The organism is Streptomyces sp. NPDC107522 (assembly GCF_055657525.1).
This window is the reverse complement of record NZ_JBVKAU010000003.1, coordinates 584,585-609,479: the sequence shown is the minus strand read 5'-3', so window position 1 is coordinate 609,479 and position 24,895 is coordinate 584,585. Positions and strand designations below refer to the sequence as shown.

Annotated in this window: 24 protein-coding genes; 11 read left to right on the top strand and 13 right to left on the bottom strand. The window is 70.0% G+C overall.

Annotated elements, in window-relative coordinates; translation table 11 throughout:
- Positions 1–56: 56 nt before the first annotated feature.
- Complete coding sequence (locus ACZ7L6_RS12940) at positions 57–1,100, bottom strand: NAD(P)-dependent alcohol dehydrogenase (RefSeq protein ID WP_471922951.1); 1,044 nt, start codon at positions 1,098–1,100, stop codon at positions 57–59.
- Between the two features lie 183 nt (positions 1,101–1,283).
- Here ACZ7L6_RS12940 and ACZ7L6_RS12935 point away from each other — a divergent pair, with 183 nt between their 5' ends.
- Together ACZ7L6_RS12935 and ACZ7L6_RS12930 are read left to right on the top strand one after the other, a co-directional pair.
- Entirely contained in the window at positions 1,284–2,216 is a 933-nt protein-coding gene (locus tag ACZ7L6_RS12935; RefSeq protein ID WP_471922948.1) for a helix-turn-helix domain-containing protein, read from the top strand.
- A 104-nt stretch (positions 2,217–2,320) separates the two neighbouring features.
- Positions 2,321–3,103, top strand: coding sequence for a class I SAM-dependent methyltransferase (locus ACZ7L6_RS12930; RefSeq protein ID WP_471922946.1), 783 nt, complete (start codon positions 2,321–2,323; stop codon positions 3,101–3,103).
- 25 nt (positions 3,104–3,128) lie between these two features.
- On the opposite strand, the gene ACZ7L6_RS12925 is transcribed toward ACZ7L6_RS12930, so the two are convergent.
- The 5 genes from ACZ7L6_RS12925 to ACZ7L6_RS12905 form a co-directional block, all read right to left on the bottom strand.
- Positions 3,129–3,593, bottom strand: a complete 465-nt coding sequence (locus tag ACZ7L6_RS12925; RefSeq protein ID WP_471922944.1) for an SRPBCC family protein — start codon at positions 3,591–3,593, stop codon at positions 3,129–3,131.
- Positions 3,594–3,659: 66 nt separating this feature from the next.
- On the bottom strand, positions 3,660–4,322 hold the full coding sequence (locus ACZ7L6_RS12920; RefSeq protein ID WP_471922940.1) for a M15 family metallopeptidase: 663 nt from the start codon (positions 4,320–4,322) through the stop codon (positions 3,660–3,662).
- On the bottom strand, positions 4,319–4,768 hold the full coding sequence (locus ACZ7L6_RS12915; RefSeq protein ID WP_471922937.1) for a hypothetical protein: 450 nt from the start codon (positions 4,766–4,768) through the stop codon (positions 4,319–4,321). Before ACZ7L6_RS12915 ends, ACZ7L6_RS12920 begins: the two co-directional genes overlap by 4 nt.
- A 9-nt stretch (positions 4,769–4,777) precedes the next feature.
- Positions 4,778–7,192 carry a glycoside hydrolase domain-containing protein gene (locus ACZ7L6_RS12910; protein WP_471922934.1) on the bottom strand — a complete coding sequence of 805 codons (2,415 nt, stop codon included), beginning with the start codon at positions 7,190–7,192 and terminating at the stop codon, positions 4,778–4,780.
- Between the two features lie 237 nt (positions 7,193–7,429).
- On the bottom strand, positions 7,430–7,732 hold the full coding sequence (locus ACZ7L6_RS12905) for a hypothetical protein (protein ID WP_471922932.1): 303 nt from the start codon (positions 7,730–7,732) through the stop codon (positions 7,430–7,432).
- 143 nt (positions 7,733–7,875) lie between these two features.
- Here ACZ7L6_RS12905 and msrA point away from each other — a divergent pair, with 143 nt between their 5' ends.
- The gene (gene msrA, locus ACZ7L6_RS12900; protein ID WP_471922930.1) at positions 7,876–8,388 is read left to right on the top strand and encodes a peptide-methionine (S)-S-oxide reductase MsrA; all 513 of its coding nucleotides are present in this window, start codon (positions 7,876–7,878) and stop codon (positions 8,386–8,388) included.
- Between the two features lie 64 nt (positions 8,389–8,452).
- On the opposite strand, the gene ACZ7L6_RS12895 is transcribed toward msrA, so the two are convergent.
- Entirely contained in the window at positions 8,453–9,571 is a 1,119-nt protein-coding gene (locus ACZ7L6_RS12895) for a hypothetical protein (RefSeq protein ID WP_471922928.1), read from the bottom strand.
- A 187-nt stretch (positions 9,572–9,758) separates the two neighbouring features.
- On the opposite strand from ACZ7L6_RS12895, the gene ACZ7L6_RS12890 reads away from it, so the two are divergent.
- Complete coding sequence (locus ACZ7L6_RS12890) at positions 9,759–10,913, top strand: cystathionine gamma-synthase (protein WP_471922926.1); 1,155 nt, start codon at positions 9,759–9,761, stop codon at positions 10,911–10,913.
- Positions 10,914–10,926: 13 nt separating this feature from the next.
- Here ACZ7L6_RS12890 and ACZ7L6_RS12885 read toward each other — a convergent pair whose 3' ends face one another.
- The 3 genes from ACZ7L6_RS12885 to ACZ7L6_RS12875 form a co-directional block, all read right to left on the bottom strand.
- On the bottom strand, positions 10,927–11,175 hold the full coding sequence (locus ACZ7L6_RS12885; protein ID WP_471922924.1) for a hypothetical protein: 249 nt from the start codon (positions 11,173–11,175) through the stop codon (positions 10,927–10,929).
- Complete coding sequence (locus ACZ7L6_RS12880) at positions 11,172–11,684, bottom strand: sigma factor-like helix-turn-helix DNA-binding protein (RefSeq protein WP_471922921.1); 513 nt, start codon at positions 11,682–11,684, stop codon at positions 11,172–11,174. The genes ACZ7L6_RS12885 and ACZ7L6_RS12880 overlap by 4 nt, the downstream gene beginning before the upstream one ends.
- A 194-nt stretch (positions 11,685–11,878) precedes the next feature.
- Positions 11,879–12,385, bottom strand: a complete 507-nt coding sequence (locus ACZ7L6_RS12875) for a MarR family winged helix-turn-helix transcriptional regulator (RefSeq protein ID WP_433054797.1) — start codon at positions 12,383–12,385, stop codon at positions 11,879–11,881.
- A 163-nt stretch (positions 12,386–12,548) separates the two neighbouring features.
- Here ACZ7L6_RS12875 and ilvA point away from each other — a divergent pair, with 163 nt between their 5' ends.
- From ilvA to ACZ7L6_RS12860, 3 genes are all read left to right on the top strand, one after another.
- The gene (ilvA, locus tag ACZ7L6_RS12870; RefSeq protein ID WP_471922917.1) at positions 12,549–13,778 is read left to right on the top strand and encodes a threonine ammonia-lyase; all 1,230 of its coding nucleotides are present in this window, start codon (positions 12,549–12,551) and stop codon (positions 13,776–13,778) included.
- A 126-nt stretch (positions 13,779–13,904) separates the two neighbouring features.
- Entirely contained in the window at positions 13,905–14,882 is a 978-nt protein-coding gene (locus ACZ7L6_RS12865) for an ATP-binding cassette domain-containing protein (protein WP_471922914.1), read from the top strand.
- Positions 14,879–15,724 carry an ABC transporter permease gene (locus ACZ7L6_RS12860; RefSeq protein ID WP_471922912.1) on the top strand — a complete coding sequence of 282 codons (846 nt, stop codon included), beginning with the start codon at positions 14,879–14,881 and terminating at the stop codon, positions 15,722–15,724. Before ACZ7L6_RS12865 ends, ACZ7L6_RS12860 begins: the two co-directional genes overlap by 4 nt.
- Before the next feature lie 79 nt (positions 15,725–15,803).
- On the opposite strand, the gene greA is transcribed toward ACZ7L6_RS12860, so the two are convergent.
- The gene (gene greA, locus ACZ7L6_RS12855; RefSeq protein WP_433046678.1) at positions 15,804–16,304 is read right to left on the bottom strand and encodes a transcription elongation factor GreA; all 501 of its coding nucleotides are present in this window, start codon (positions 16,302–16,304) and stop codon (positions 15,804–15,806) included.
- Between the two features lie 211 nt (positions 16,305–16,515).
- Positions 16,516–16,914 carry a DUF4307 domain-containing protein gene (locus ACZ7L6_RS12850; protein WP_471922910.1) on the bottom strand — a complete coding sequence of 133 codons (399 nt, stop codon included), beginning with the start codon at positions 16,912–16,914 and terminating at the stop codon, positions 16,516–16,518.
- A gap of 167 nt (positions 16,915–17,081) precedes the next feature.
- On the opposite strand from ACZ7L6_RS12850, the gene mca reads away from it, so the two are divergent.
- The 3 genes from mca to ACZ7L6_RS12835 are packed head-to-tail and all read left to right on the top strand — an operon-like array spanning position 17,082 to position 19,368.
- A complete protein-coding gene (gene mca, locus ACZ7L6_RS12845) occupies positions 17,082–17,942 on the top strand; it encodes a mycothiol conjugate amidase Mca (protein ID WP_471923389.1) in 861 nt (286 codons plus the stop codon).
- A complete protein-coding gene (locus ACZ7L6_RS12840) occupies positions 17,935–18,168 on the top strand; it encodes a hypothetical protein (protein ID WP_471922908.1) in 234 nt (77 codons plus the stop codon). The genes mca and ACZ7L6_RS12840 overlap by 8 nt, the downstream gene beginning before the upstream one ends.
- Positions 18,169–18,228: 60 nt before the next feature.
- Positions 18,229–19,368, top strand: a complete 1,140-nt coding sequence (locus ACZ7L6_RS12835; protein WP_471922907.1) for a Fic family protein — start codon at positions 18,229–18,231, stop codon at positions 19,366–19,368.
- Between the two features lie 36 nt (positions 19,369–19,404).
- On the opposite strand, the gene ACZ7L6_RS12830 is transcribed toward ACZ7L6_RS12835, so the two are convergent.
- Positions 19,405–22,608: a tetratricopeptide repeat protein gene (locus ACZ7L6_RS12830; protein ID WP_471922906.1), complete on the bottom strand. Its 3,204-nt coding sequence runs from the start codon at positions 22,606–22,608 to the stop codon at positions 19,405–19,407.
- A gap of 156 nt (positions 22,609–22,764) precedes the next feature.
- Between ACZ7L6_RS12830 and ACZ7L6_RS12825 the strand changes: the two genes are divergently transcribed.
- The gene (locus ACZ7L6_RS12825) at positions 22,765–24,798 is read left to right on the top strand and encodes a thioredoxin domain-containing protein (protein WP_471922905.1); all 2,034 of its coding nucleotides are present in this window, start codon (positions 22,765–22,767) and stop codon (positions 24,796–24,798) included.
- Positions 24,799–24,895 lie beyond the last annotated feature (97 nt).

Genomic DNA, 24,895 nt, shown 5'->3' with positions numbered 1-24,895 from the left:
AGGGCCGGCGTGTCGGCGTACCGGCTACCGACGAACCGGCTACCGGCGTACCGGTGTCAGATCGTGGCCGTGTCGATCACGAACCGGTAGCGCACATCGCTGCTGAGCACCCGCTCGTACGCCTCGTTGATCTCGTCCGCGCGGATCAGCTCGATCTCGGCGCCGAAGCCGTGCTCGGCGCAGAAGTCCAGCATCTCCTGGGTCTCGCCGATGCCGCCGATCATGGAGCCGGCGAGGGTCTTGCCGCCGCCGATCACGGAGAAGAGGTTGAGGGAGATCGGCTCCTCGGGGGCGCCCACGTTCACCAGCGCGCCCTCCGTCTTCAGCAGCGTCAGGTAGGCGTTGAAGTCCAGCGGGGCCGACACCGTGGACACGATCAGGTCGAACGTGCCGCGCAGCTCCTCGAAGGTCTTCGGGTCGCTGGTGGCGTAGTAGTGGTCGGCACCCAGCTTGAGGCCGTCCTCCTGCTTGCGCAGGGACTGCGACAGGACCGTCACCTCGGCGCCCAGGGCGTGCGCGATCTTCACGCCCATGTGGCCGAGGCCGCCCAGGCCGAGGATCGCGACCTTCCTGCCGGGGCCGGCGCCCCAGCGCTTCAGCGGGGAGTAGAGGGTGATGCCGGCGCACAGCAGCGGCGCGGCGACGTCCAGGGAGAGGCCGTCGGGGATGCGGACGACGTAGTTCTCGTCGACGACGATCTTCTGCGAGTAGCCGCCGTGGTTCGGCGTGCCGTCCCGGCCGATGGCGTTGTACGTGGGGCCGAAGCTGCCGTTGAGGCAGTACTGCTCCCGGCCGGCCTTGCAGTTCTCGCACTCACGGCAGGAGTCGACCAGACAGCCGACGCCCACACGGTCGCCGACCTGGAACTTGGTGACCCCCGAGCCGACCTCGGCGACGACGCCGGCGATCTCGTGGCCGGGGACCATCGGGAAGATCGCCTCGCCCCAGCCCTCCCGGGCCTGGTGGATGTCGGAGTGGCAGATACCGGCGAACTTGATGTCGATCAGGACGTCGAACTCGCCGACCTCACGGCGCTCGATGGTGGTGCGCTCCAGCGGAGCCTTGGCGGCGGGTGCTGCGTATGCGGCAACGGTGGTCATGCCGGGTATCTCCTAGCGGGGTTGCTGCGCCCGGCTGCCTTCTGTCCGTGCTGTCCGTCCGGGCACGGCATTCAGCCTGCCGGGAGGCGCGGGAGCCACCCAGACCTCGGTTGTACGTACGTCCGCCGGTCCTATCACTGGCGGGGTCAGGCTCGTGGGCGTACGACCGGGAATACTTGCGGCATGGACGAAAAGCCCGAATCCGTGACGGGACCCGCCGCCGACACCGGGGCCGGCCTGGACCGGCGCGCCGAACTCAGCGAGTTCCTGCGCACCCGGCGTGCCCGGCTGAAGCCGGAGGACGTCGGGCTGCCGGACTTCGGGCGGCACCGCAGGGTGCCGGGGCTGCGGCGCGAGGAGCTGGCACAGCTGGCCGGGGTGTCCGTGGCGTACTACACGCGCCTGGAGCAGGGCAACGGCCGGAACGTGTCGGCGGAGGTCCTGGACGCCATCGCCCGCGCGCTGCGGCTGTCCGATGCCGAGCACGCGCACCTCACGCACCTCGCGAAGCCGAAGCAGCACAAGAAGAAGCCGGCGGCGCGGCCGGAACAGGTGCGGCCGGCGCTGCGGCAGCTGCTGGACTCGATCGACGGCGTGCCCGCGTACGTCACCGGCCGGCGTTCGGACATCCTCGCCTGGAACCGGATGGCGGCGGCGGTCTTCGGCGACTGGGCGGAGCTGCCGGTACAGGAGCGCAACTGGGCCCGCCTCGTCTTCCTGCGGCCCGAGTACCGCGACCTGTTCGTCGAGTGGGACCAGAAGGCGTCCGACATGGTCAGCTACCTGCGCATGGACGCGGGCTGCCACCCCGACGACCCGCGCCTGTCCGCCCTGGTCGGCGAACTCTCCGTCAAGAGCGAGGAGTTCCGGCGGCTGTGGGCCACCCATGACGTCAAGGAGAAGACCTACGGCGTCAAGCGCATCCGGCACCCCCTGGTGGGCGAGCTGACCTTGAACTTCGAGTCGTTCCGCCTGTCCGACGGCACGGAACAGGTCCTGATCACGTACCACGCGGAACCGGGCTCGCCGTCGGCGGAGTCCCTGCGGCTGCTGGCGAGCTGGGGGACGGACGCGACGAAGGCGGGCACGGGGAGCAGCTCGGCGCCGTCGGCTTGAGTGGGGCACGCGGCGGCCGTGCGCCGGCCGGGAGGACGGCTACGCGGGAGACGGGAGGGCAGCCGCCGTGGCCCGGGAGGGTCGGCCGCCCCTAGCTTGGGGGCATGTCCGGAACCTCAGCGCGGGACTTCTACGACGACCTGGCCCCCGACTACCACCTGATCTTCCCGAACTGGGACGCGAGCATGGCCCGGCAGGCGCGGGCGCTGGACGCACTCGTCCGCGACCACCTGGGCCCCGGAGCCCGGCGAATCCTGGACTGCGCCTGCGGAATCGGCACCCAGGCCATCGGGCTGGCCCAGGCCGGTCACCGGCTCGTCGGCAGCGACCTGAGCCCCGTCGCCGCCGCACGTGCCGCGGCCGAGGCGGCCGCCCGGGGGGTGTCTCTCCCGGCGACCGCCGCGGACATGCGTGCGCTGCCGTTCACGCCGGCCGCCTTCGACGTCGTCGTCTGCGCCGACAACTCGCTCGCCCACCTCCTGTCCGCACAGGACGTCACGGCGGCGCTGCGCGGCATGCGACGGGTGCTGCGCGACGGCGGCCTCCTGATCATCACCGTCCGCCCCTACGACGAGATCCGCCGCACCAGACCCACCTCGACGCCGCCCCAGGTCACGCAGACCTCCGACGGCAAGGCGATCACCTTCCAGCTCTGGCACTGGCACGAGGACGGCGAGCGCTACGACCAGGAGCACTTCCAGCTCATCCCCACGGGGAACACCTGGACGGTCCGGGCCCGCCGGACCACGACCTGGGCCATCACCAGCGGCCGGCTGACGGACCTCGCCTGCGAAGCCGGTTTCACCGACCTCACCTGGCACACCCCGTCCACCAGCGGCTACTACCAGCCCGTACTCACCGCACGGCGCGCCCCGACCACAGCGTGACTCGGGGACGTCGGCGCCGCCCGCGTCAGCCGCTGCGCCTCTCGACCGCGGAGGCGACCTCGTCCAGGTCCTTGGCGATCGCCTTGCTCACCGCCCGTGTGCCCAGACCGCCCAGGATCCTGGCGAGCACGCCCGTGACGCCGCCGGAGGCCACGGCGGTGAAGGTCATCCGGACCGTCGTCGCCGATGGCCCGTCCGCCCGCAGCACCCATTCCGAGACGTAGTGGGTGCCGTGCGACTCGGCCTCCACCACATAGCGCTCGGGCGGTTCGCAGGCGGTCACGCACATCTCCTCGGTGGCCTCCTTGCCGAACATCCGCCTCGTCTCCCGCCACCGCGTCCCGACACCGAAGGCCCCGTCCGTGAGGACGTCGATCTTCGAGACACCGCTGAGCACCCGCTCCATGCCCCGAAGGTCGGTCAGGGCTTCCCACACGGGCCCCTGGCCCGCGGCGATGGGCCGCTCCACGAGGACACTCCTGCTGGTCATGCCACCCATGAGAGCACGAGGGTCCGACAATCGCTCGACGGCCGCGGGACGGCCGCGGTGCCGCTCCTACGAAGCGCGCCGTTGAAACGCGCGTACTGCCCTGCGGCGCTTCGGGTCGAACGCGTCGATCGCGCCGGCGCCCTCGTCGCCGGGGCCCGTTTCCCATCCGCGGATCTTGCGGGCGACACCCTTCAGGCGGGGGTGCCCGGGCCTGACGGCGATCTCGAAGTGTGATTCCTTCGGTGTCGTGAAGTCGCCTCCCCAGGCGACGACACCGTCCAGCTCCGTGAGGATGTCCCGCACCACGATCAGCTCGTTGGGGTACAGGTTCCCCTTCGAACCGACCGGGCCGGCCAGGGGGCGGATCGCGATCGCGGTGCCGGACAGGTGGTTCGACTCGTAGTCCGCCTTCACCTCGCGGTTGTCGGTCCAGCCGTGGACATCCCCGGAACGAAGGGAGTCGATCTCGTAGTTGAAACGTCTCGCCACGTGCAGAAGGACCGTCGCGGCATCGCCGCCGGCGAGCCGGACCGTGCGGTCACTGCCCTCGATGCGGAACGACTCGGCTGTCCCGAGGACCGGCCAGCCGTTCGTCGACCGCCCCGTGGACCATGTGCCGTCGGCCGCCGGGGCCGCGGTGGCTTCGCCGACGGTGGTGAGAGCGAGCGCGCCGACCACGCCGGCGGAGGCACCGATGAAGTGGCGCCTGGACAAGTCGGTCCTGATCATGACCGGAGTTCCTTTCGTTTCACGGTCGACGCACGGGACAAGCCGAGCCCGCCGAGCGCGAGGATGCAGAGCACCGCGATGACGAAGCAGGCCGCGACCGTCGGGTTGACCCATGAAGGGACGAGGTCGTAACTGGCGTTGCACTTGTTGCTCAGCGGAAACAGGCGCTGAAAGTCCTCGGCGTGGGCCGACCGATAGGCCGAGTCGTAGTGCTGATGGTGGGTCAGCCGGCACGACTCCTCGACGTCCAGCCCCCCGGAGAAGGCTCCGAACAGCCACGCGGCCGTGCCGGTGAAGAGGGCGACGGACAGGGTGCGAAGCCACCACATCGGACGGGTCCAGAAGCGCTCACGCAGCCCCTTGAAGATCTGGACCACACTCCAGACGCTCCAGACGAACCACGCGACCAGTGCGAGGACCACGGCGAACAGCGCTGTTTCCTTCATGCCTTGTGTCTACCTGTCGCGCCGCTGTGCGCGCGTGGCGGCGTCGCGCAGGAACCTTTCGTGGTTGGCGCGGTACTGCGAGGCCATCCGGGACTCCATGCCGCGCCGGGCGTTGATGGCGTCGACGAAGCCCTGGCAGAAGTTGTTGACCTTGTCCTCTCCACCTGGGGTGAGCTTGTAGTCGTTGGGAAGGACGGCGCCGCTCTTGGTGATGAGTCCGAGCTGGGCTGCCATGATCTTCGACTCGGTGCCGCACAGCGCGAAGTTCACGGAGTTCTTGCAGGTGGTCGAGTTGCCCCAGCGCTGCGTGAAGTAGTTGTTGAACCGGCGCAGGCCGCCACCGCCCTGGTAGTGGGCCTTCACCGCGTCGAGGATGCTCTTGCCGCCTCGGACGGCGCGCGCCAGGAGGTAGCCGTCGGCGTCCTCGACGAGGTCCGTGAAGCCGAAGGAGGAGGAGACGCCGGGAAGGGCGAGCTTGGCGTGGCAGAAGTCGAGCGGATTGGCGTACTCCTCCTCGGAGTGGCGCCAGTCGGACCAGAACGTCATGATGTCGCCGGCCCAGCCGCCGACGTCGCCGCCGTTCGCCTCGCCGAGGTCGCCGGGGTGGTCGATGAGGAGGTGGGCATTGGCCGTGGCCATCATGTGCTCGGCGCCCAGCGAGTATCCGGTGAACGGGTCCGTGAGCCCCTTCCGCACCGACATGCCCTTGGAGTTGGCGAAGTCCACGAAGCCGGTGTCGTAGCCGCCGATCAGTATCTTCCACTGCCAGTCGCCGTACGCGACATGGCGGACGTACTCCATGACGAGCTGGCTGCGCTTCGTGCCGGAGGCCCCGTACTCGCCGGCGAGGTCGTACAGCCTGCTGACGTAGTTGATGAAGTCGTCGGCCGGGCCGGCCTGGTCGTTGACGGAGGAGACACCGGGGTCGGTGCCGGAGACGACGTCACGGTCCAGGTCGAAGGTGTCGGAACCGTTGGTGACCTTGAACTCCTTGATCTGGTTGAACGACCAGTTCCCCGGCAGGGGGAAGCCGAGGTTTCCGGAGAAGCCCCAGGACATGCCGGAGACGAAGGAGTGGCGGGCGAACGTCTTCTCGGTGACGTTGATGCAGACGTTGCGGGAGCCGTAGACGCCGTGGTTGTACTTCTTGCCCTGGCTGGCCAGGCCGGCCTGCACACCGTGGAAGTAGGTGACGATGCCGTAGGTGCTGCCGTCGATCTCGGCCTGGGTGGCGTCGTAGTCGACGGCGAAGTAGATCGTGGTTCCGCGGTTGAAGCCGTAGTCGGAGGCCAGCTTGTGGGCGTTGAGGGCGTGCTGGTAGCCCTGGGAGTAGGTGAAGTCGGTGAGCCGGCGGGCGTTGTCCTGGTAGATGGGGAAGACCTTCAGGCCCGCGTCGAAGATGGTCTTCAGCTCGCCCGGCTTGATCTCCTTGTCGAGGGTGGAGCCGGGAGGGTCGTATATGTAGCGGCCGACGACGCGGTAGTTGTTGTCGTACAGCCACTTGGCGCGGGAGGCCGTGATCTCGTACCGGGTGTCGCTGCCGCTCGCGGGCCGGTCCGGGTCTCCCATGGAGACCAGCAGCTGAGCCCAGGTCTGGTAGTCGCCTCTGCGGGTGACCGACAGCCTGCTGAAGGACTGGAAGTCCTTCACCCAGTTCTCGAGGTCGCCGTTCCAGGAGCTGGTGAAGCCGGTACGCGGGGTGCCGGCGCCGGGGGTCGGTTCGTTGAACACGCAGGCGGCGGAGAAGAGCTGCATGAAGATGCCGGACGATCCGGGGCCGACGGTGTTGGCCTTCAGGCCGGCCTGGGTTCCGGGGCCGAAGTTGCCGTTCGGGGTCAGGCCCAGCTCGTACTGGATGGCGTACATCAGCGACTTCTGGACGTCGCGGGAGTAGATGCCGTCGCAGGGGCCGATGTTGAACTCGCTGCGGGTCCAGTACCGGCCGTTGAGCCACTGCTGAATCGAGCGGATCTTGTCGGTTCCGCCGGCCACGACGACGTAGGCGTCCATGTTGAGGATGGCCTTGGCGAGTTTGGCGTTGATGACGCCGTCACCCCCGATGCCCATGTTCTCGCGCAGGTCTTCGACGGCCGCACGGGTGACGCCGGTGAACCAGCCTTCGCTCCCGGGCTCTACGGCCCAGTAGCCCTTGCACCACAGGCCGTACTCGAGGACGGCGACGATGTTGCGGTTCTTGTCCCAGCCGAAGCCTACGTCTCCGAGGGCGGCGAACTTCGAGTAGGTGGTGGAGCCGAAGGAGGCGACGACCGGGCTGATGCCCAGCTCGTGCTGGAGGCCCATGATCAGGGAGTTCATGGTGGCCCAGCCGGTGTTGCCGTTCTCGGGGCAGCGCACGTAGCCGGTGACGTTGCCGTAAGTGGAGTTCACCCATTTCTGGGCTCTGAGGACCTGCTCATCCGCCACAGGTGACACCTTCCGCCGGTGTGACAAGACACCGCGCCGAAGACGGTTGTCCACGGCGCCGTGGCGGGGAGTGTATGAAGCGGATCTCTCCATTCAGTCCTGCCCACCAAGGCAGTTGAGCGCATCAGCGGCGCTCGGCTGAGGGCCGACGAGCCCAACACGTGCACGCTGAGGGGTGCGCTGTGTTCGTCAGACCACTGACGGAGGGGGGTGACGACGAGTCCGCATCCGCCGGAGTCAGTGGACAGCGGTGCCAGGTATCAGGGCCACCAGCCCGGACAGAAAGCTGCCTACTGCCGCGAGCGTGACGAGGGCTGCCTTGCCGTCCGAGAAGAGCCCGGAGCAGAACTCGCGCACCCGCCGCCGAACGATCAGCATTTTGAGCTTCTGCCACCGGTGCTGGCGGATGTGGCAGCCCATGAGGAGGCCGGTTGCGTTGTTACGGCAGCCGTCGTCCCGCCCCCTGACCGGTGCTCCGCAGGGCACCGGAGCTTGGAAGAAGGACCACAGGAGCACTACGGCCGATAGGACGGCGATCACCGCGGGTCCGGCTGCTCCTCTGAAGCTGAACGGGCGCGGAATCGCGCGGGGACCTCGCGTGTTGAGGAAGCTGGGCCTCGGATGCCGGTGGTGCGCGCGACGAGGAGCCCGAGTGATCAAGCTGACACGTATGGGAGGCCGCAATGGCTACGCAGACGCAGAGGGCCGTGCTGGCGGGCGGATGTTTCTGGGGAATGCAGGACCTGATCCGTCGGCTCCCGGGCGTCACGGCGACCCGGGTCGGCTACACCGGCGGTGACGTGCCGAACGCCACGTACCGTAACCACGGCACGCACGCGGAGGCCATTGAGATCCTTTTCGATCCCGAGAAGACCGACTTCCGCGCGATCCTGGAGTTCTTCTTCCAGATCCACGACCCGAGCACCAAGAACCGCCAGGGCAATGACATCGGCCTCAGCTACCGCTCGGCGATCTACTACGTGGACGACGAGCAGAAGAAGATCGCTGAGGACACGATCGCGGATGTGGACGCCTCCGGCCTGTGGCCGGGCAAGGTCGTCACCGAGGTGGAGCCGGTCGGCCCCTTCTGGGAGGCCGAGCCGGAGCATCAGGACTACCTGCAGCGTTACCCGGACGGCTACACCTGCCACTTCCCGCGCCCGGGATGGCGGCTGCCCGCCCGCACTGAGGGCTGACCGGAACCACGTCGGCGGAGGGGGTGCCCACCGGGCGGCACCCCTTCAACGTCCGGCCAGTGGATCAGTGCGGCAGAGTCGCCGGGCTGCCGCCGTTCGCCTCGTAACCGGCCACCGCCAGTGCGCGGTAGACCGCGAACTCCGCGGCCGGGTCGGGGGAGAGGGTCCAGGGGAGGGCGCCGACATGGCCGTCGACGTGTATCAGCTGGTTCATGGCCTCCGCCCAGCGCTCGCCGCGCACCAGGAAGAAGACCAGCAGATGGCGTACGTGCGCCAGCATCGGGTCGTCGGGACGGGCCGCGTGCACCGCGTACAGCGCCCCGTGCATCGCCTTCGTGACGACCTCGCTCTGGTAGAAGCCGCTGACCAGGTTCACCTCGGGCAGATGCTCGAACACCGCGAAGAGCGGCATGGCGGCGAGGAGGGAGCCCTGCGGGGCGCGGGCCGCCGCGGCCTCCGCGAAGTCGTTCGCCAGCTCGCGTGAGCCGTGCCACTTCTCGCACCAGTAGTGCAGGGCCGCCAGGTGCGCGCCCATGTGGGCCGGGGCGCGGTCCAGGATCTTCAGCCAGAGCTGCTCGAACTCCGGCCGGGGATAGGCCAGCCCACGGGCCACCGACAACTCGACGATGTACGGGATCGGGTCACCGGGAGCGAGCAGCGCGGCGTCGGCGCACGCCGACCTCGCCTCCTCCATGATGATCCGGAACTCGTCCGTGCCCGGCGTCGCCGTGCGCCACGCCTGCTGGACGAGGAACTCCGCGTGTACGGCCGCGCCGCCCGCGTCCTTGGGCTGCTCGGTCCGCCACACGCGCAGCCACTGCCCGCCCGGCGACTCACTGACCCCGCCCGGCCGCTGCTGCAGCTCCAGCGACGCGGCGCCGGCGAAGGCCTGCACGCGCTGCCAGCGCAGCTCGCCCTCCGCCTCCGTGCCGGCCAGCAGCTGCGAGGCCGCGCGGTAGTCCTGGGTGCGCTGGACCAGGTCCAGGACGTCCAGCAGGTCCTGGTCGGGGCCGGGCATGCGGACGTCCAGCTCCTCCTGCCGTACGAAGCCGTAGTTCGCCGGGTCCGCGGCGTCCGGGTGGCCCGGCGGGACCTGCTCGATCATGCCCCGCCTGCGCCTCATGAACGGCAGCACCACGAAGCCGAGCATGACGAGCGCGATCAGGACCCAGAGAATCTCCATGCCTCCAGCGTTCCAGACGCCGCGGACAAATGGCCAACGAGGTCGGGAGGCTGTGGAGAAAGGGTTCTGTGGCTGCGCCCACCCCCGCCCGCAGCAACGTCGGCCACGCGTCAGCCGGCCTCGGCTTCCAGCCGCGGAAACCCCGCCGCACCGCATCCACCCCGTTCGCGCATTACGCTCGGTGCCCATGAGTGACAGGCACATCAGTCAGCACTTCGAGACCCTTGCGATCCACGCGGGCAACACCGCCGATCCCCTCACCGGCGCGGTCGTCCCGCCGATCTACCAGGTCTCGACCTACAAGCAGGACGGCGTCGGCGGCCTGCGGGGCGGCTACGAGTACAGCCGTAGCGCCAACCCGACCAGGACCGCGCTGGAGGAGAACCTCGCCGCCCTGGAGGGCGGCCGCCGCGGCCTTGCGTTCGCGTCCGGACTGGCGGCCGAGGACTGCCTGTTGCGTACGCTGCTCAGCCCAGGTGACCACGTGGTCATCCCCAATGATGCGTATGGCGGTACGTTCCGCCTGTTCGCGAAGGTCGTCGCCCGGTGGGGGGTGGAGTGGTCGGTCGCCGACACCAGCGATCCCACCGCCGTACGAGCCGCCATCACCCCGAAGACCAAGGTCGTGTGGGTGGAGACCCCCTCCAACCCGCTGCTCGGCATCACCGACATCGCCGCCGTCGCCCAGGTCGCCCGGGACGCGGGCGCGAAGCTCGTCGTCGACAACACCTTCGCCACGCCGTACCTGCAGCAGCCGCTGTCCCTCGGCGCGGACGTCGTGGTGCACTCCCTGACGAAGTACATGGGCGGCCACTCGGACGTCGTCGGCGGCGCGCTGATCGTCAGCGACGCGGACCTCGGCGACGAACTGGCCTTCCACCAGAACGCGATGGGCGCGGTCGCCGGGCCCTTCGACTCCTGGCTCGTGCTGCGCGGCACCAAGACGCTGTCGGTGCGCATGGACCGGCACAGCGAGAACGCCACGAAGATCGCCGACATGCTCACCCGGCACGCGCGCGTGACGAGCGTTCTGTACCCGGGCCTGCCCGAGCACCCCGGTCACGAGGTCGCCGCCAAGCAGATGAAGGCGTTCGGCGGCATGATCTCCTTCCGGGTCAGCGGGGGCGAGGAGGCGGCCGTCGAGGTCTGCAACCGCGCCAAGGTGTTCACGCTCGGCGAGTCCCTGGGCGGTGTCGAGTCCCTCATCGAGCACCCCGGACGCATGACGCACGCGTCCGCGGCCGGCTCCGCCCTGGAGGTCCCCGCCGACCTCGTACGCCTCTCCGTGGGCATCGAGAACGTCGACGACCTCCTGGAGGACCTCCAGCAGGCGCTCGGCTAGGCCAGGAGGGGCCTCACCAGCCCGTCAGCGGTGGAGTCGTCTCCGACGGCGGCTCCACCCACGGCCGTGCCATCACGGCCCACACCACGAACGCCACCGTCGCGGCGAACAGCAGCAGCCACATCAGGCGTACGGCGGCCGTCCTGCGGCGCAGCATGCGGCCGCCGCGCCGCACGACCTCCGCGTACAGCTCCGGCGGCACCGGCGGCGGCGTGCCCTCCATGAGGCGCCGTACGGCCGCTTCCCGCTGGGGGCGATTCACGGCGACACCACCTTCGCTCCGAGCACGGCCGGCGCGGCGCCTCGCGGCGGATGCAGCAGCGTCGACGTCGCCCGGTCGCAGATCGCCTGGACGCGCTCCGTGGGCAGGCCCAGCAGGGCGGCCACCTGCTCCTCGGCGACACCCTCGTACAGCCGCAGCACCAGGATCAGGCGTTCCTGCGGTGAAAGCCGGGCGAGCGGGCCTTCAGGGGGCGGGCGGAACCGGGCGAGGGCGCCCGGGCCGCCGTACTGGTGCCAGGCGGCCCGGGAGAAGCGGGCGGCCAGGTACTGGCGGGCGCGGTCGTACGGGTCCTCGCCGCGCAGCCGGTCCCAGTACGCGTACGTGTGCGCGAGGGACAGCGTCAGCAGGCGCCTCGCGCGCGGGTTGTTCTCCGGCGGCTCCGCGGTGAGCAGCGTGGCGGCATGCAGCAGCCGCCCGGCCGCGCCCGCGACGAACGCCTCGAACTCACGGGCCCGGCGGGCGTCCTGGGTCGCACGCCGTCGTCCCACCGCCCCTCCCGCCTGAACGCCCTTGAGGAACCGGGCCCGCCCCGCACGGGACGCGTCGGTCGCGTGCGAGAGGAGGGCCCGGTTTCATATGAGGCCAGCGGCGGCCCGGGGTCAAGAGTCGGGAGCGGATCACCCGGGCACGCGTGCGTGCCGGTGTGCGGTCGCGTGAGCCGATCCCCCCGTCGAACCACCCCTCAGGACGGCGTAGGCGTCTCCGCGCCCGAGATCCCCTGGACGGCCATCCGCGCGGAGAGCGCGACGTTGAAGCGTGTGAGGAGCGTGCAGAACGCCTCGCGCTCCTCCGGGGCCCAGTCGTGTGTCAGCTCGGCCATCAACTGACGCCGGGACGACCGCACTTCCTCCAGTCGTGACTGCCCGCGCGGGGACAGCTGCAGCACCACAGCCCGACCGTCCTCCGGGTGCGAGGTCCGCTTGACGAGCCCCGTGTCGACGAGCGGCGCCACCTGCCGGGTGACCGTCGACGAGTCGATCCCCATGCTCGCGGCGAGCGCCTTGACGCCCATGGGGCCTTCCTTGTCGAGGCGGTTGAGCAGCAGGTATGCGGCGCGGTCCATGGAATTGCGCACCTGCCCGACCCCACCGAGCCGGGTCTGTTCGGCACGACGGGCGAACACCGCCACCTCGTGCTGCAGCGTGTCGAGGAGACCGCTGTCAGCGACGGTCGTCATGTCCATCGACATTTCAGGTGTTGTGGGCATGGCCGGGGGCTCACTTCATGAAGGGGGTGCTGGGTTGGGGGACAGGGTACGCGGCCCGGACGCGGGGTGTACCGGCGCTGCGCAAACCCGTCTCGGAGCTTGGTCACAACGGTGCTTCGCGCCTGTGAACTGCGAGACTTGTGTCATGAGCTACAGCACGGCTGACTCCTTGCCTCCCGTCACGCTCGACGACGTGCGCGGCGCCCAGAAGATGCTGACGGGCGTGGCGCGGGTGACGGCGATGGAGGGCAGCAGGCACCTGTCCCAGCTCGTGGGCGCGCCGGTGCACTTCAAGTGCGAGAACCTCCAGCGGACGGGTTCGTTCAAGCTGCGCGGCGCCTATGTGCGGATCGCCGGGCTGCTGCCGGAGGAGCGGGCGGCGGGGGTCGTGGCCGCGAGCGCCGGCAACCACGCGCAGGGCGTGGCCCTCGCGTCGTCGCTGCTCGGCGTGCGCTCGACGGTGTTCATGCCGAAGGGCGCCCCGCTGCCGAAGATCAGCGCCACCCGGGACTACGGCGCCGAGGTGCGCCTGCACGGCCAGGTGGTCGACGAGACGCTGGCCGCCGCGCAGGAGTACGCGGACGAGACCGGCGCGGTGTTCATCCACCCCTTCGACCACCCCGACATCATCGCGGGCCAGGGCACGGTCGGCCTGGAGATCCTCGAACAGTGCCCGGAGGTGCGGACGATCGTCGTCGGCATCGGCGGGGGAGGGCTCGCGGCGGGCATCGCGATGGCGGTGAAGTCGCTGCGGCCGGACGTGCGGATCGTGGGTGTGCAGGCGGCGGGCGCGGCGGCGTATCCGCCCTCGCTGGCGGCCGGGCACCCGGTCGCGGTCGACAACCCGGCGACGATGGCCGACGGCATCAGGGTCGGCAGGCCCGGTGACGTGCCGTTCCGGATCATCGGTGACCTGGTGGACGAGGTCCGCACGGTCACCGAGGACGAGCTGGCCACCGCTCTGCTGCTGTGCCTGGAGCGGGCCAAGCTGGTCGTCGAGCCGGCCGGGGCGAGCCCCGTCGCGGCGCTGCTGAGCGATCCCGGCGCCTTCGAGGGACCGGTCGTCGCGGTGCTGTCCGGCGGCAACGTCGACCCGGTGCTGCTGCAGCGCGTCCTGCGGCACGGCATGGCCGCGCAGGGCCGCTACCTGGCCGTACGGCTGCGGCTGACGGACCGGCCGGGCGCGCTCGCCACGCTTCTGGGGGTGTTGTCAGTGGTGGACGCTAACGTCCTCGATGTGAGTCACGTACGGACCGACCCACGGCTCGGGCTCACGGAGGCGGAGGTCGAGCTGCACCTGGAGACGAAGGGCCCCGAGCACTGCGTCGAGGTCGGCCAGGCCCTGCGCGAGGCGGGCTACACCGTCATCGACTGAGGGCGGGCCGCTCTTCGTCACCTGTTTCGTCACTCGTTCGAGTAAGTCCATTGAGAGACGCGATACATCGCGTTATGGTGTGTCTGCATTGCATGGCAGTAATCCCCCAACGACGTGGAGACCCATATGCCAGGCGCCATCTATGCCGAAGGCCTGGTGAAGACCTTCGGCGACGTAAGGGCTCTGGACGGCGTCGACCTCGATGTCCCCGAGGGCACGGTCCTCGGCCTGCTCGGGCCGAACGGCGCGGGCAAGACGACGACCGTCCGCTGTCTGACGACCCTGCTGCGCCCCGACAGCGGCTCGGCGGTCGTCGCGGGCATCGATGTCCTCAAACATCCCGACGCCGTACGCCGCTCCATCGGCCTGTCCGGCCAGTTCGCGGCGGTCGACGAGTACCTGACCGGCCGCGAGAACCTGCAGATGGTCGGCCAGCTCTACCAGATGAAGGCGAAGGTGGCGAAGGCCCGCGCGGCCGAACTGCTGGAGCAGTTCGACCTCGCCGACGCCGCCGACCGCCCCACCAAGACCTACTCCGGCGGCATGCGCCGCCGCCTCGACCTCGCGGCCGCCCTGGTGGTCTCACCGCCCGTGATGTTCATGGACGAGCCGACGACCGGCCTCGACCCGCGCAACCGGCAGCTGCTGTGGGAGGTCATCAAGCGGCTGGTCTCCGGCGGTACGACCCTGCTGCTGACCACCCAGTACCTGGAAGAGGCCGATCACCTGGCCCACGACATCGCGGTCGTCGACCACGGCCGTGTCATCGCCAAGGGCACCTCCGACCAGCTCAAGGCCCGCACCGGCGGCGAGCGCGTCGAGGTCGTGGTGCACGAGCGTGAGGACATACAGCCCGCGTCCGAGGTGCTGAGCGGCTTCGGCAAGGGCGAGACGACGGTCGAGGAGCACATGCGCAAGCTCACCGTGCCCGTGACCGGCGGCGCGAAGCTTCTCGCCGAGGTCATCCGCGAGCTCGACACCCGCGGTATCGAGATCGACGACATCGGTCTGCGCCGCCCGACCCTCGACGACGTGTTCCTGTCCCTGACGGGACATGTGGCCGAGGTGAAGGACGAGGAGAAGGACAAGGAGACCGCCAAGTGAGCGCCGTCACCGACGCCGTGCGGGTCGCGGCCCCCGGCAACCCCGTCAGCCAGTCGATCCGGGACTCGCTGGTCGTCGCGAAACGCAATCTGATCCGGATGTCCCGCATCCCGGAGATGGTCATCTTCGGGCTCATCCAGCCGATCATGTTCGTGGTGCTGTTCAGCTACGTCTTCGGCGGATCGATGAACATCGGCGGTACCACGGACTCCTCCGTCTACCGCGAGTTCCTGATGGCCGGCATCTTCGCCCAGACGGTCACCTTCGCCACCGCAGGAGCCGGCGCGGGCATCGCCGACGACATGCACAAGGGGCTCATCGACCGCTTCCGCTCGCTGCCCATGGCGCGCGGCGCGGTGCTGACCGGGCGCACCCTCGCCGACCTGGTGCAGACGGCGCTCACCTTGTTCGTGCTGGCGATCGTCGCCCTGCTGGTCGGCTGGCGCACCCACACCAGCTTCGGCGAGGTGCTCGGCGCCTTCGGGCTGCTGCTCCTGACCGGGTACGCGTTCACCTGGATCGGCGCCGTGATCGGCCTGTCCGTCCGCACTCCCGAGGCGGCAACGTCGGGCGGACTGATCTGGCTGTTCCCGGTGACGTTCATCTCGAACGCGTTCGTGGACTCCAGCCGGATGACGCCCTGGCTGCAGCACGTCGCCGACTGGAACCCGTTCAGCGCCACGGTCCAGGCCTGCCGCGAGCTCTTCGGCAACCCCGGGGTCTCACCCTCGGACGCCTGGCCCATGCAGCACCCGGTCTGGGCCTCGCTGATCTACTCGGTCCTGATCATCGGCATATTCCGCACCCTCGCGGTACGGAAGTACCGCTCGGCGGCAGCATGACAAAGGCCCCCGGCGCCACGTGGGCGCCGGGGGCCGGTCAAGGACATGTCGGTCGGGGTCAGCCGCCGCACGGCCCGGGTCAGCCGCTGTAGGGCTCGGCCTTCAGGATCTTCACCGAGGCCTTCTTGCCGTTGGGCAGCTCGTACTCGGCGTCCTCGCCGACCTTGTGACCGATGACGCCGGTGCCCAGCGGGGACTGCGGCGAGTAGGTCTCGATGTCGGCGCTCGCGTACTCGCGGGAGGCGAGCAGGAAGGTCAGGGTGTCGTCCTCGTCACCGTCGAAGGCGATCGTCACGACCATGCCGGGCGCGACCGCACCGTCCGCCGATGCCGGCGCCTCGCCGACCTGGGCGTTCTCCAGGAGCTGGGTGAGCTGGCGCACACGGAGCTCCTGCTTGCCCTGCTCCTCCTTGGCCGCGTGGTACCCGCCGTTCTCACGCAGGTCGCCCTCCTCGCGCGCGGCCGCGATCTTGGCGGCGATCTCCGTGCGCGCGGGACCAGTAAGGTACTCAAGCTCATCCTTGAGCTTGTTGTACGCCTCCTGGGTCAGCCAGGTGACGTTCTCGCTGGTCTGGGTCACAGGTGCTCCTCGTAGGTACTGGGAATACAAAGCATCGCCCTACCCAGAAGGATGTTCCTTCACGGATGGGCGAAACCACGAGCCTAACAATTCCATGGCCGAAGGGGGAGGACATAAGCCATCAGAATCACGTCAACGCAGGTCAGCGCCTACGTATTCCGGACACAGCCTGTCGGTGTCGACCGGCGTCGCCCCGGCTCGACCGGCCGGATCAGTCGGCGTGGCAGCCGAGCAGCTCGGCCGTCGTCCCCTGGGACGTCGTACGCAGCGTGACGACCTTGTCGATCCGCTTCGCGTCGCCGTCGAAGCGGAAGTCGGCCCGGCCCACCTCGGCGCCGTTCGCCGCCTGGGAGCGCAGGGTGCAGTAGCCGGAGGCGCCGGCGTCCTTGCGGACCTCCAGATGGACCTTGACCGCGTCCTTCGTCGCGTCGAACTCGATCACCTCGGCGCTGATCTTGTTCTGGCCGACGTAGTGGTAGCCGAAGTAGCCGACCAGCCCCAGCAGCACCACCCCGAGGACGGCGCCGACGACCTTGAGCGTGCGGTCGGCGCGCGCGTCCGAGGAGCGGCCGTAGCGGCCCTCGGGCAGTCGCGTGCTCGCCGTACTCATGATCGTCCTCTCGGCCGGGGCGGGACGGATGTCCCAAAACGGGGCCTGGGGCCCGTACCCCGGAATTATCCGCCCCCCGATTCGGTCACTATAGAAGCCGCCGATCGCACCGGTTCACACCGGGCGCCGACTACGAGGATTGAGTCTTGACTGACCAGCTGCGACTGATGGCCGTTCACGCCCACCCCGACGACGAGTCGAGCAAGGGCGCGGCCACCATGGCGAAGTACGTGTCCGAGGGGGTGGACGTGCTGGTGGTGACCTGCACGGGCGGGGAGCGCGGCTCCATCCTCAATCCGAAGCTGCAGGGCGACAAGTACATCGAGGAGCACATCCACGAGGTACGCAAGAAGGAGATGGACGAGGCTCGAGAGATCCTCGGCGTGAAGCAGGAGTGGCTCGGTTTCGTCGACTCCGGCCTCCCCGAGGGCGACCCGCTGCCGCCGCTGCCCGAGGGCTGCTTCGCCCTGGAGGACGTCGACAAGGCGGCCGGGGAACTGGTGAAGCAGATCCGCTCGTTCCGCCCCCAGGTGATCACCACCTACGACGAGAACGGCGGTTACCCGCACCCCGACCACATCATGACCCACAAGATCTCGATGGTGGCCTTCGAGGGCGCGGCGGACACCGAGAAGTACCCGGAGGGCGAGTACGGCCCCGCCTACCAGCCGCTCAAGCTCTACTACAACCAGGGCTTCAACCGTCCCCGCACCGAGGCGCTGCACCAGGCCATGCTCGACCGGGGCATGGAGTCCCCGTACGGCGACTGGCTCAAGCGCTGGGACGAGTTCGGCATGAAGCAGCGCACGCTCACCACGCATGTCCCGTGCGGTGACTTCTACGAGATCCGCGACAAGGCCCTGATCGCGCACGCCACGCAGATCGACCCCGACGGCGGTTGGTTCCGCGTCCCGCTGGAGCTCCAGCGGGAGGTCTGGCCGACGGAGGAGTACGAGCTCGCGAAGTCCCTCGTCGATACCTCCCTCCCCGAGGACGACCTCTTTGCGGGCATCCGCGACAATGCCTGACATGAGCGCAAGCGCAAGCCTGGCAATGACGCACCTCGCCACCTTCGCCAAGGAGGTGGACGAGGACAAGGTCACCCCTGGCGTCCTCGGCTTCATCGTCTTCGCGGTGATGGCGGTGGCCGTGTGGGGTCTGATGAAGTCCATGAACCGGCACATGGGCAAGGTGGACTTCAAGGAAGCCCCGGATCCGAAGGCAGAGTCCGGGGACGCGGCCGCGAAGGGCTGACCGGCGTTTGTGATGCATTAACGGCATGATTCCGTGATGCCTTGTGGGTATCACGGAATCATGCTGTATCGCACGCCTGCTCTCACCTCGAAGGACCGCGAGGTGCTGGAGGGCATCGACAAGATGCGCCACGAGTTGCGGCATCAGGTCCTGCAGACGCCGACGAAGTGGACAGCGGGACTGTGTAAGACGCTGACCGCGAACGCCATCGCCGGCTCCAACACCATCGAGGGCTACAAGGTCGACTCCGCCGACGTCGAGGACCTGATCGACGGCGAGCAGGAAGTGGCCACGTCACAGGAGAACAAGGCGGAGACGCTGGCGTACCAGCACGCCATGACATATATCCAGTCGCTCCACGACGCGCCTGGGTTCACCTACTCGGTGTGGCTGCTCAACGCCCTGCACTGGATGCTGCAGGGCCACCATCACCCGAAGAAGCTCGCAGGCCAGTTCCGCCGACGGGGAGTGTGGATCAACGAGCCGGGTGACCCGCAGGAAGCCGCGTACATTGCGCCGGATGCCGACCAGCTGCCGCCTCTCATGGATGAGCTGGTCGAATGGCTCAACCACGGTGACGCCGACACCCATGTCCTGGTCCGTGCCGCGATGGCGCACCTCAACCTGGTCAGCATCCACCCCTGGGCCGACGGCAACGGCCGTATGTCACGCTCACTGCAGACCCTGCTGATCGCGCGTGGCGGTACTCTCGCGCCCGAGTTCTCCTCGATCGAGGCCTGGCTGGGCAAGCCGAAGAACACCTGGGAGTACTACAAGGTCCTCAGCCGCGTAGGCGGCAAGGAGTGGACCCCCGACCGCGACACAGCCCCCTGGATCCGCTTCAACCTCCTCGCCTACCACCAGCAGTCACAGTCGGTGCGGCACCGGATCACCCGCTCCAACCGCTGCTGGATCGACCTCACCGAGTTCGCGGAGCGCCACGGCATCGGCGAACGCCAGGTCACCGCCCTCCACGACGCGGCGCTGTCCGGTCGTGTCCGCCGCGCCCGCTACCAGCGCGCCGAGAACCTGAGCAACCAGCAGGCGGTCCGGGACATTCGCGCCCTCACCGAGGCGGGCCTCCTCGAAGCCGTGGGCAACACCAAGGCGCGTTACTACGTGCCGGGGCCGGACTTCCCGGCGGAGGTGCTGGAGGCGGTCCGGCAGCCGATCCGGCTCGTCGATCCGTACGAGGACTGAGGACCGGCGCTGTCTCGGCCACCCGAACCGCCGACCTCACCCCCGTGAGGCCGCCACGCCCACCCCCATGACCTCCCGCGCATGCCGGTTCGGCACCATGCCGAGACGCCAGGCCTGCCAGCCGTCCTCCAGGTTCACGCCGCGTTCCAGCAGCAGCTGGTACGCCTCCACGTAGTCGTCCAGCTTCGTGTCCCGCAGTGGATGCCCGGCGCGGGACAGCTGGGCCAGTTCCTCCTGCGCCACAGCCGTCCCGACCTCCAAACCCCCGGGCGCCGCATACGGCAGCAACGTGCCCCGCAGGAACCGCGCCCAGTCCTCGCCCCTGCGGTCGCCGTACGACGCGAACAGTGTCACCGCCTCGTCGCACAGGGCCAGCGCCTGCTGCGTACGGGCGTTGCCCGCGTCAACGACGGCCAGCTCCAGGCACGTCCACGCCTCGCCGTGCGCGACGCCGATGCGCTGGAAGTTGGCGCGGGCGTCGACCAGGAGCTGGCGGGCGAAGCCGGAGTTCTTCAGGGAGCCGGTCTGGGCGGCTCGCTGGTCGCGGGTGACGCGGGCCGAGTGGTGGCGGGCGCAGGCCAGGCCGTAGACGTCCTGCATGCGGGAGAACATCGTGCGGGAGCGTTCCAGTTCGCGGACCGCCAGGTCCAGGTTGCCGGTCTCCTCCAGGGCCTGGCCCAGGTAGTAGACGGACCAGGCCTCGCCGCGCGCGTCCTCGTTGTCGCGGTGGCGGGCGGCCGCCTGACGCAGGCCGTCCACCGCCGGGGACGGGTCGCCGGCGACCAGGCGGGCGCGGGAGAGCTGGGTGAGCGCCCAGGCCTCGCCGCGGGCGTCGCGGGTACGGCCGTACAAGTCCAACGCCGTCCGCAACTCCGTCTCCGCGCGCGCTACGTCGCCCATGCGCAGGCTCAGCTGGCCCAGCTGGAAGTGGGCCCAGGCCTCGCCGTGGATCGACTCGCCGGCCCGGTGCAGGGACAGGGACTCGGTCAGCAGGTCCAGCGACTCCGACACCCGGCCGCGGTCCCGCTCAACCGCCGCCAGCGCGTGCATCGTCCAGGCGCGGTCCGTCGCCAGTGCGGGAGCGGACTGCAGGTCGAGGGCTTCGCGGAGTTTCGCCGCCGCCTCGGTGAGGTGGCCCTGGTGGTGGAGCGTGATGCCGAGGGAGCACAGGGCCCGGGCCGCGCCCGCGTCGTGGTGGGCCTCCATGTAGAGCTCGACCACCGAGGTCAGGGTCGTGCGCGCCTTGTCCAGCTCGCCGAGCTGGCGGGCCGCGATGCCCGTGCGCCACTGCACCGAGCGAACCAGCAGGCCCTGGTCCACGGCCTGGGCCAGCTCGCTGATCTCGCCGAGGCGGTAGAGGTCGCCGCGCAGCAGGCAGTAGTCGCACAGGGCGCCGAGCAGGTTCAGCACCGCCGCCTGGTTCACGTCCTCCGCATGCCGCAGCGCCGCCGTGATGAAGCTCGACTCGTCGTCCAGCCAGCGCAGCGCCTCGTCCAGCGAGGTGAAGCCGTGCGGGCTGAAACGGTCCGAGCGGGTCGACATGTTGCCGTCGACCAGGCGCAGCACCGAGTCCGCGAGCTCCGCGTAGTTCACGATCAGCCGCTCCTGAGCCGCCGTACGCTCCGCCGGCTCCTCCTCGTCGAGGAGACGCGCGTGGGCGAAGGCGCGGACCAGGTCGTGCAGGCGGTAGCGGCTGCCGCGGACCTGGTCGATCAGGCCCGACCGGGACAGGGCCACCAGATGGCGGGTCGCCTCCGCCTCGTCCGTGGCCAGGAGCGCCGCCGCCGCTGCCGCGCCCAGCGAGGCCCGGCCCGCCAGAGCGAGCCTGCGCAGCAGACGCCGCGCCGCCTCCGACTGGTCGGTGTAGCGCAGCCACAGCACCCGCTCGACCGGCTCGACCGGGCCGTACGCGCCCAGATCCGTCGCCAGCGTGCGCGGTGACCGCGGGCCCAGCGACGAGCCCGCGATGCGCAGCGCGAGCGGCAGGCCGCCGCACAACTGGCGTATCCGGTCCGCGGATTCGGCGTCGTACGGACCCGAGGCATCCTGCGCCGCCGCGCTCAGCAGTTCCTCCGCGCCCGCCGCGTCCAGCGTCTCCACCGGCAGCTGGTGCACCCAGGCGGCGAGGTCCGCGGGCAGGTCGAGGGGCTCGCGGGCGGTGACCAGGACCAGGCTGTCGGAGCGCTCGGGCACGAGGGTGCGGACCTGTTCCGGGTCCGAGGCGTCGTCCAGTACGACGGTGACCGGGAGGCCGGTGAGGTGCTGGTGGTAGAGCTCGCTCAGCCGTTTGACGTGCTGGTCGGCCGAGGAGCGCTCACGGAACAGGAGCTGCTCGCGCGGGGCGCCCAAACGGTTCAGCAGATGCAGCAGCGCGTCTCTCGTGGTGAGCGGGGGCTCCTCCGCGCTGTCGCCGCGCAGGTCCACCACGCACGCGCCGCGGAACTGGTCCTTCAGGTCATGGGCCGCGCGGACCGCCAGTGCCGTACGGCCGCTGCCGGGCGCCCCGTGCAGGACGACGACCGTCGGCCTCGTCTGCGTACTCGCCCGCGCCGCCTGCACCCACTGCCGGATGCGGGCCATCTCCTGCCTGCGGCCCGCGAACGGGCCGATCAGCTCGGGGAGCTGGCCGAACGACTGCTCCAGCACGTTCCGGCCGCGGGCCGCCGCGCTTTTGTCCGCGCCGCGCAGCTGGGGCCCCTTCTTCTTCGGCCCGGTGGACGCGGCCATCACGCGCTGCTGGTCGAGGAACGGGCGGATGCCCCGTACCTCCAGCGCCGTCAGCCACTGCAGGCGCAGCTGTTCCGGGCCGCCGGGCTGGCCGACGGCGCCCGCGCGGTGGTGTGCGGCGGGCAGATGCGTGCCGGCCACCTTCACGACCGTCGTCGCCGCGCCCACCACACCGACGGTCACGCCCGCGCCGACCGCCGTCCCCGCGCCGGTGCCGAGCGCCAGGTCGGACACGGCGGCCGCGACCGCCGCGACGCCCGCCACCAGCAGCGGCGTACCGCCGCCCTCCCGCGCGAACCGCTGCCCGAACGTCAGCCGGCCGGCCTCCGCCTCGTCGAGCGCGCGGATGTACGCCTCGTACTCCTCCGCCGCCGCCTGCGCCATGGAGTCCAGCGCCCCGCGCGCCCGCGACAACAGCACCTGCCCGTCGGTGCGCCCGCCCGAGCGCCGCACCTCCTCCTCCACGGCCCGAGCCAACAGCCGCTCGGCATCCACCCGATGGCTGTCCCGCATGTCATGTCCCCCTCCGGCGGCAACGGCGTTCTTGGTCAAGTGTGCTGCGGATGGGGAGCTGTGGGGAGAGGGCCGGAACGGATCATCCCGCCCCCGCGCCGGCCCCTCGCTGTGTGATGTCGGACGTCAGGGGGGTACTGCGGCAGGATGGACCCCATGCCGAACCGACTGGCTCACGAGACGTCCCCCTACCTGCTCCAGCACGCGGACAACCCCGTCGACTGGTGGCCGTGGTCGGCCGAGGCCTTCGAAGAGGCCCGCAAGAGCAGCAAACCGGTCCTGCTCAGCGTCGGGTACAGCAGCTGCCACTGGTGCCACGTGATGGCGCACGAGTCCTTCGAGGACCAGGAGACGGCGGAGTACCTCAACGCCCACTTCGTCAACATCAAGGTCGACCGCGAGGAACGCCCCGACGTGGACGCCGTCTACATGGAGGCCGTCCAGGCGGCCACCGGACAGGGCGGCTGGCCCATGACGGTGTTCCTCACCCCCGACGCCGAGCCCTTCTACTTCGGCACCTACTTCCCGCCCGCCCCCCGGCACGGCATGCCGTCCTTCCGTCAGGTGCTGGAGGGGGTCAGCGCCGCCTGGACCGACCGGCGGGACGAGGTCGCCGACGTCGCGGGGAAGATCGTGCGGGACCTCGCGGGGCGGGAGATCTCCTACGGCGGCACCGAGGCGCCCGGCGAGCAGGAGCTGGCGCAGGCGCTGCTCGGGCTCACCCGGGAGTACGACCCGCAGAGGGGCGGGTTCGCAGGGGCGCCCAAGTTCCCGCCGTCCATGGTGATCGAGTTCCTGCTGCGGCACCATGCGCGCACGGGCGCCGAGGGTGCGCTGCAGATGGCGCAGGACACCTGTGAGCGGATGGCCCGGGGTGGGATCTACGACCAGCTCGGCGGCGGGTTCGCGCGGTACTCCGTCGACCGCGACTGGGTCGTGCCGCACTTCGAGAAGATGCTGTACGACAACGCCCTGCTGTGCCGGGTGTACGCCCACCTGTGGCGGGCCACCGGGTCCGAGCTCGCCCGGCGCGTGGCGCTCGAGACCGCCGACTTCATGGTGCGCGAACTGCGCACGACCGAGGGCGGTTTCGCCTCCGCCCTCGACGCCGACAGCGACGACGGCACCGGCAGGCACGTCGAGGGCGCGTACTACGTATGGACCCCGCAGCAGCTGCGCGAGACCCTCGGCGACGAGGACGCCGACCTCGCCGCCCGGTACTTCGGTGTGACGGAAGAGGGCACATTCGAGCACGGCTCCTCCGTCCTCCAACTCCCGCAGCAGGACGGTCTCGCCGACGCCGAGAAGATCACGTCCATCAAGCAGCGGCTCCTGGCCGCGCGCGGCACCCGCCCCGCCCCCGGCCGGGACGACAAGATCGTCGCCGCCTGGAACGGGCTCGCGATCGCCGCCCTCGCCGAGACCGGCGCCTACTTCGACCGCCCCGACCTCGTGGACGCCGCCCTCGGCGCCGCCGACCTCCTCGTGCGGCTGCACCTGGACGACGCCGCCCGCCTCGCCCGCACCAGCAAGGACGGCCAGGTCGGCGCCAACGCGGGCGTCCTGGAGGACTACGGCGACGTCGCCGAGGGCTTCCTCGCGCTCGCCTCCGTCACCGGCGAGGGCGTCTGGCTGGACTTCGCCGGGTTCCTGCTCGACCACGTGCTCGCCCGTTTCGCCGACGAGGAGTCCGGCGCCCTCTACGACACCGCCGCCGACGCCGAGCAGCTGATCCGCCGCCCCCAGGACCCCACCGACAACGCCGCCCCCTCCGGCTGGAGCGCGGCGGCCGGCGCCCTGCTGAGCTACGCCGCCCAGACCGGCTCCGCACCCCATCGCGCCGCCGCCGAGAAGGCGCTCGGCGTCGTCAAGGCCCTCGGCCCGCGCGTCCCCCGCTTCATCGGCTGGGGTCTCGCCGTCGCCGAGGCCAACCTCGACGGGCCGCGTGAGGTCGCGGTCGTCGGACCGGCGATGGACGACCCCGCCACAAAGGCGCTGCACCACACGGCACTTCTGGGCACCGCCCCGGGTGCGGTCGTGGCCGTAGGCACTCCTGAGAGTGACGAGTTTCCGCTCCTTGTTGACCGGCCCTTGCAGCAGGGTCAACCCGCCGCCTACGTCTGCCGTAACTTCACTTGCGATGCCCCGACCACCGATCCGGACCGGTTGCGGACCGCGCTGACCAGCTGAAACGCTAGTGAGCAGCCAGTAGTTACGCAGCCGGTGTTCGAATTGTTCACTCTCGGGGATCGTTGTGATGAAACGCGCTCTTCACTGAAACGGCCTG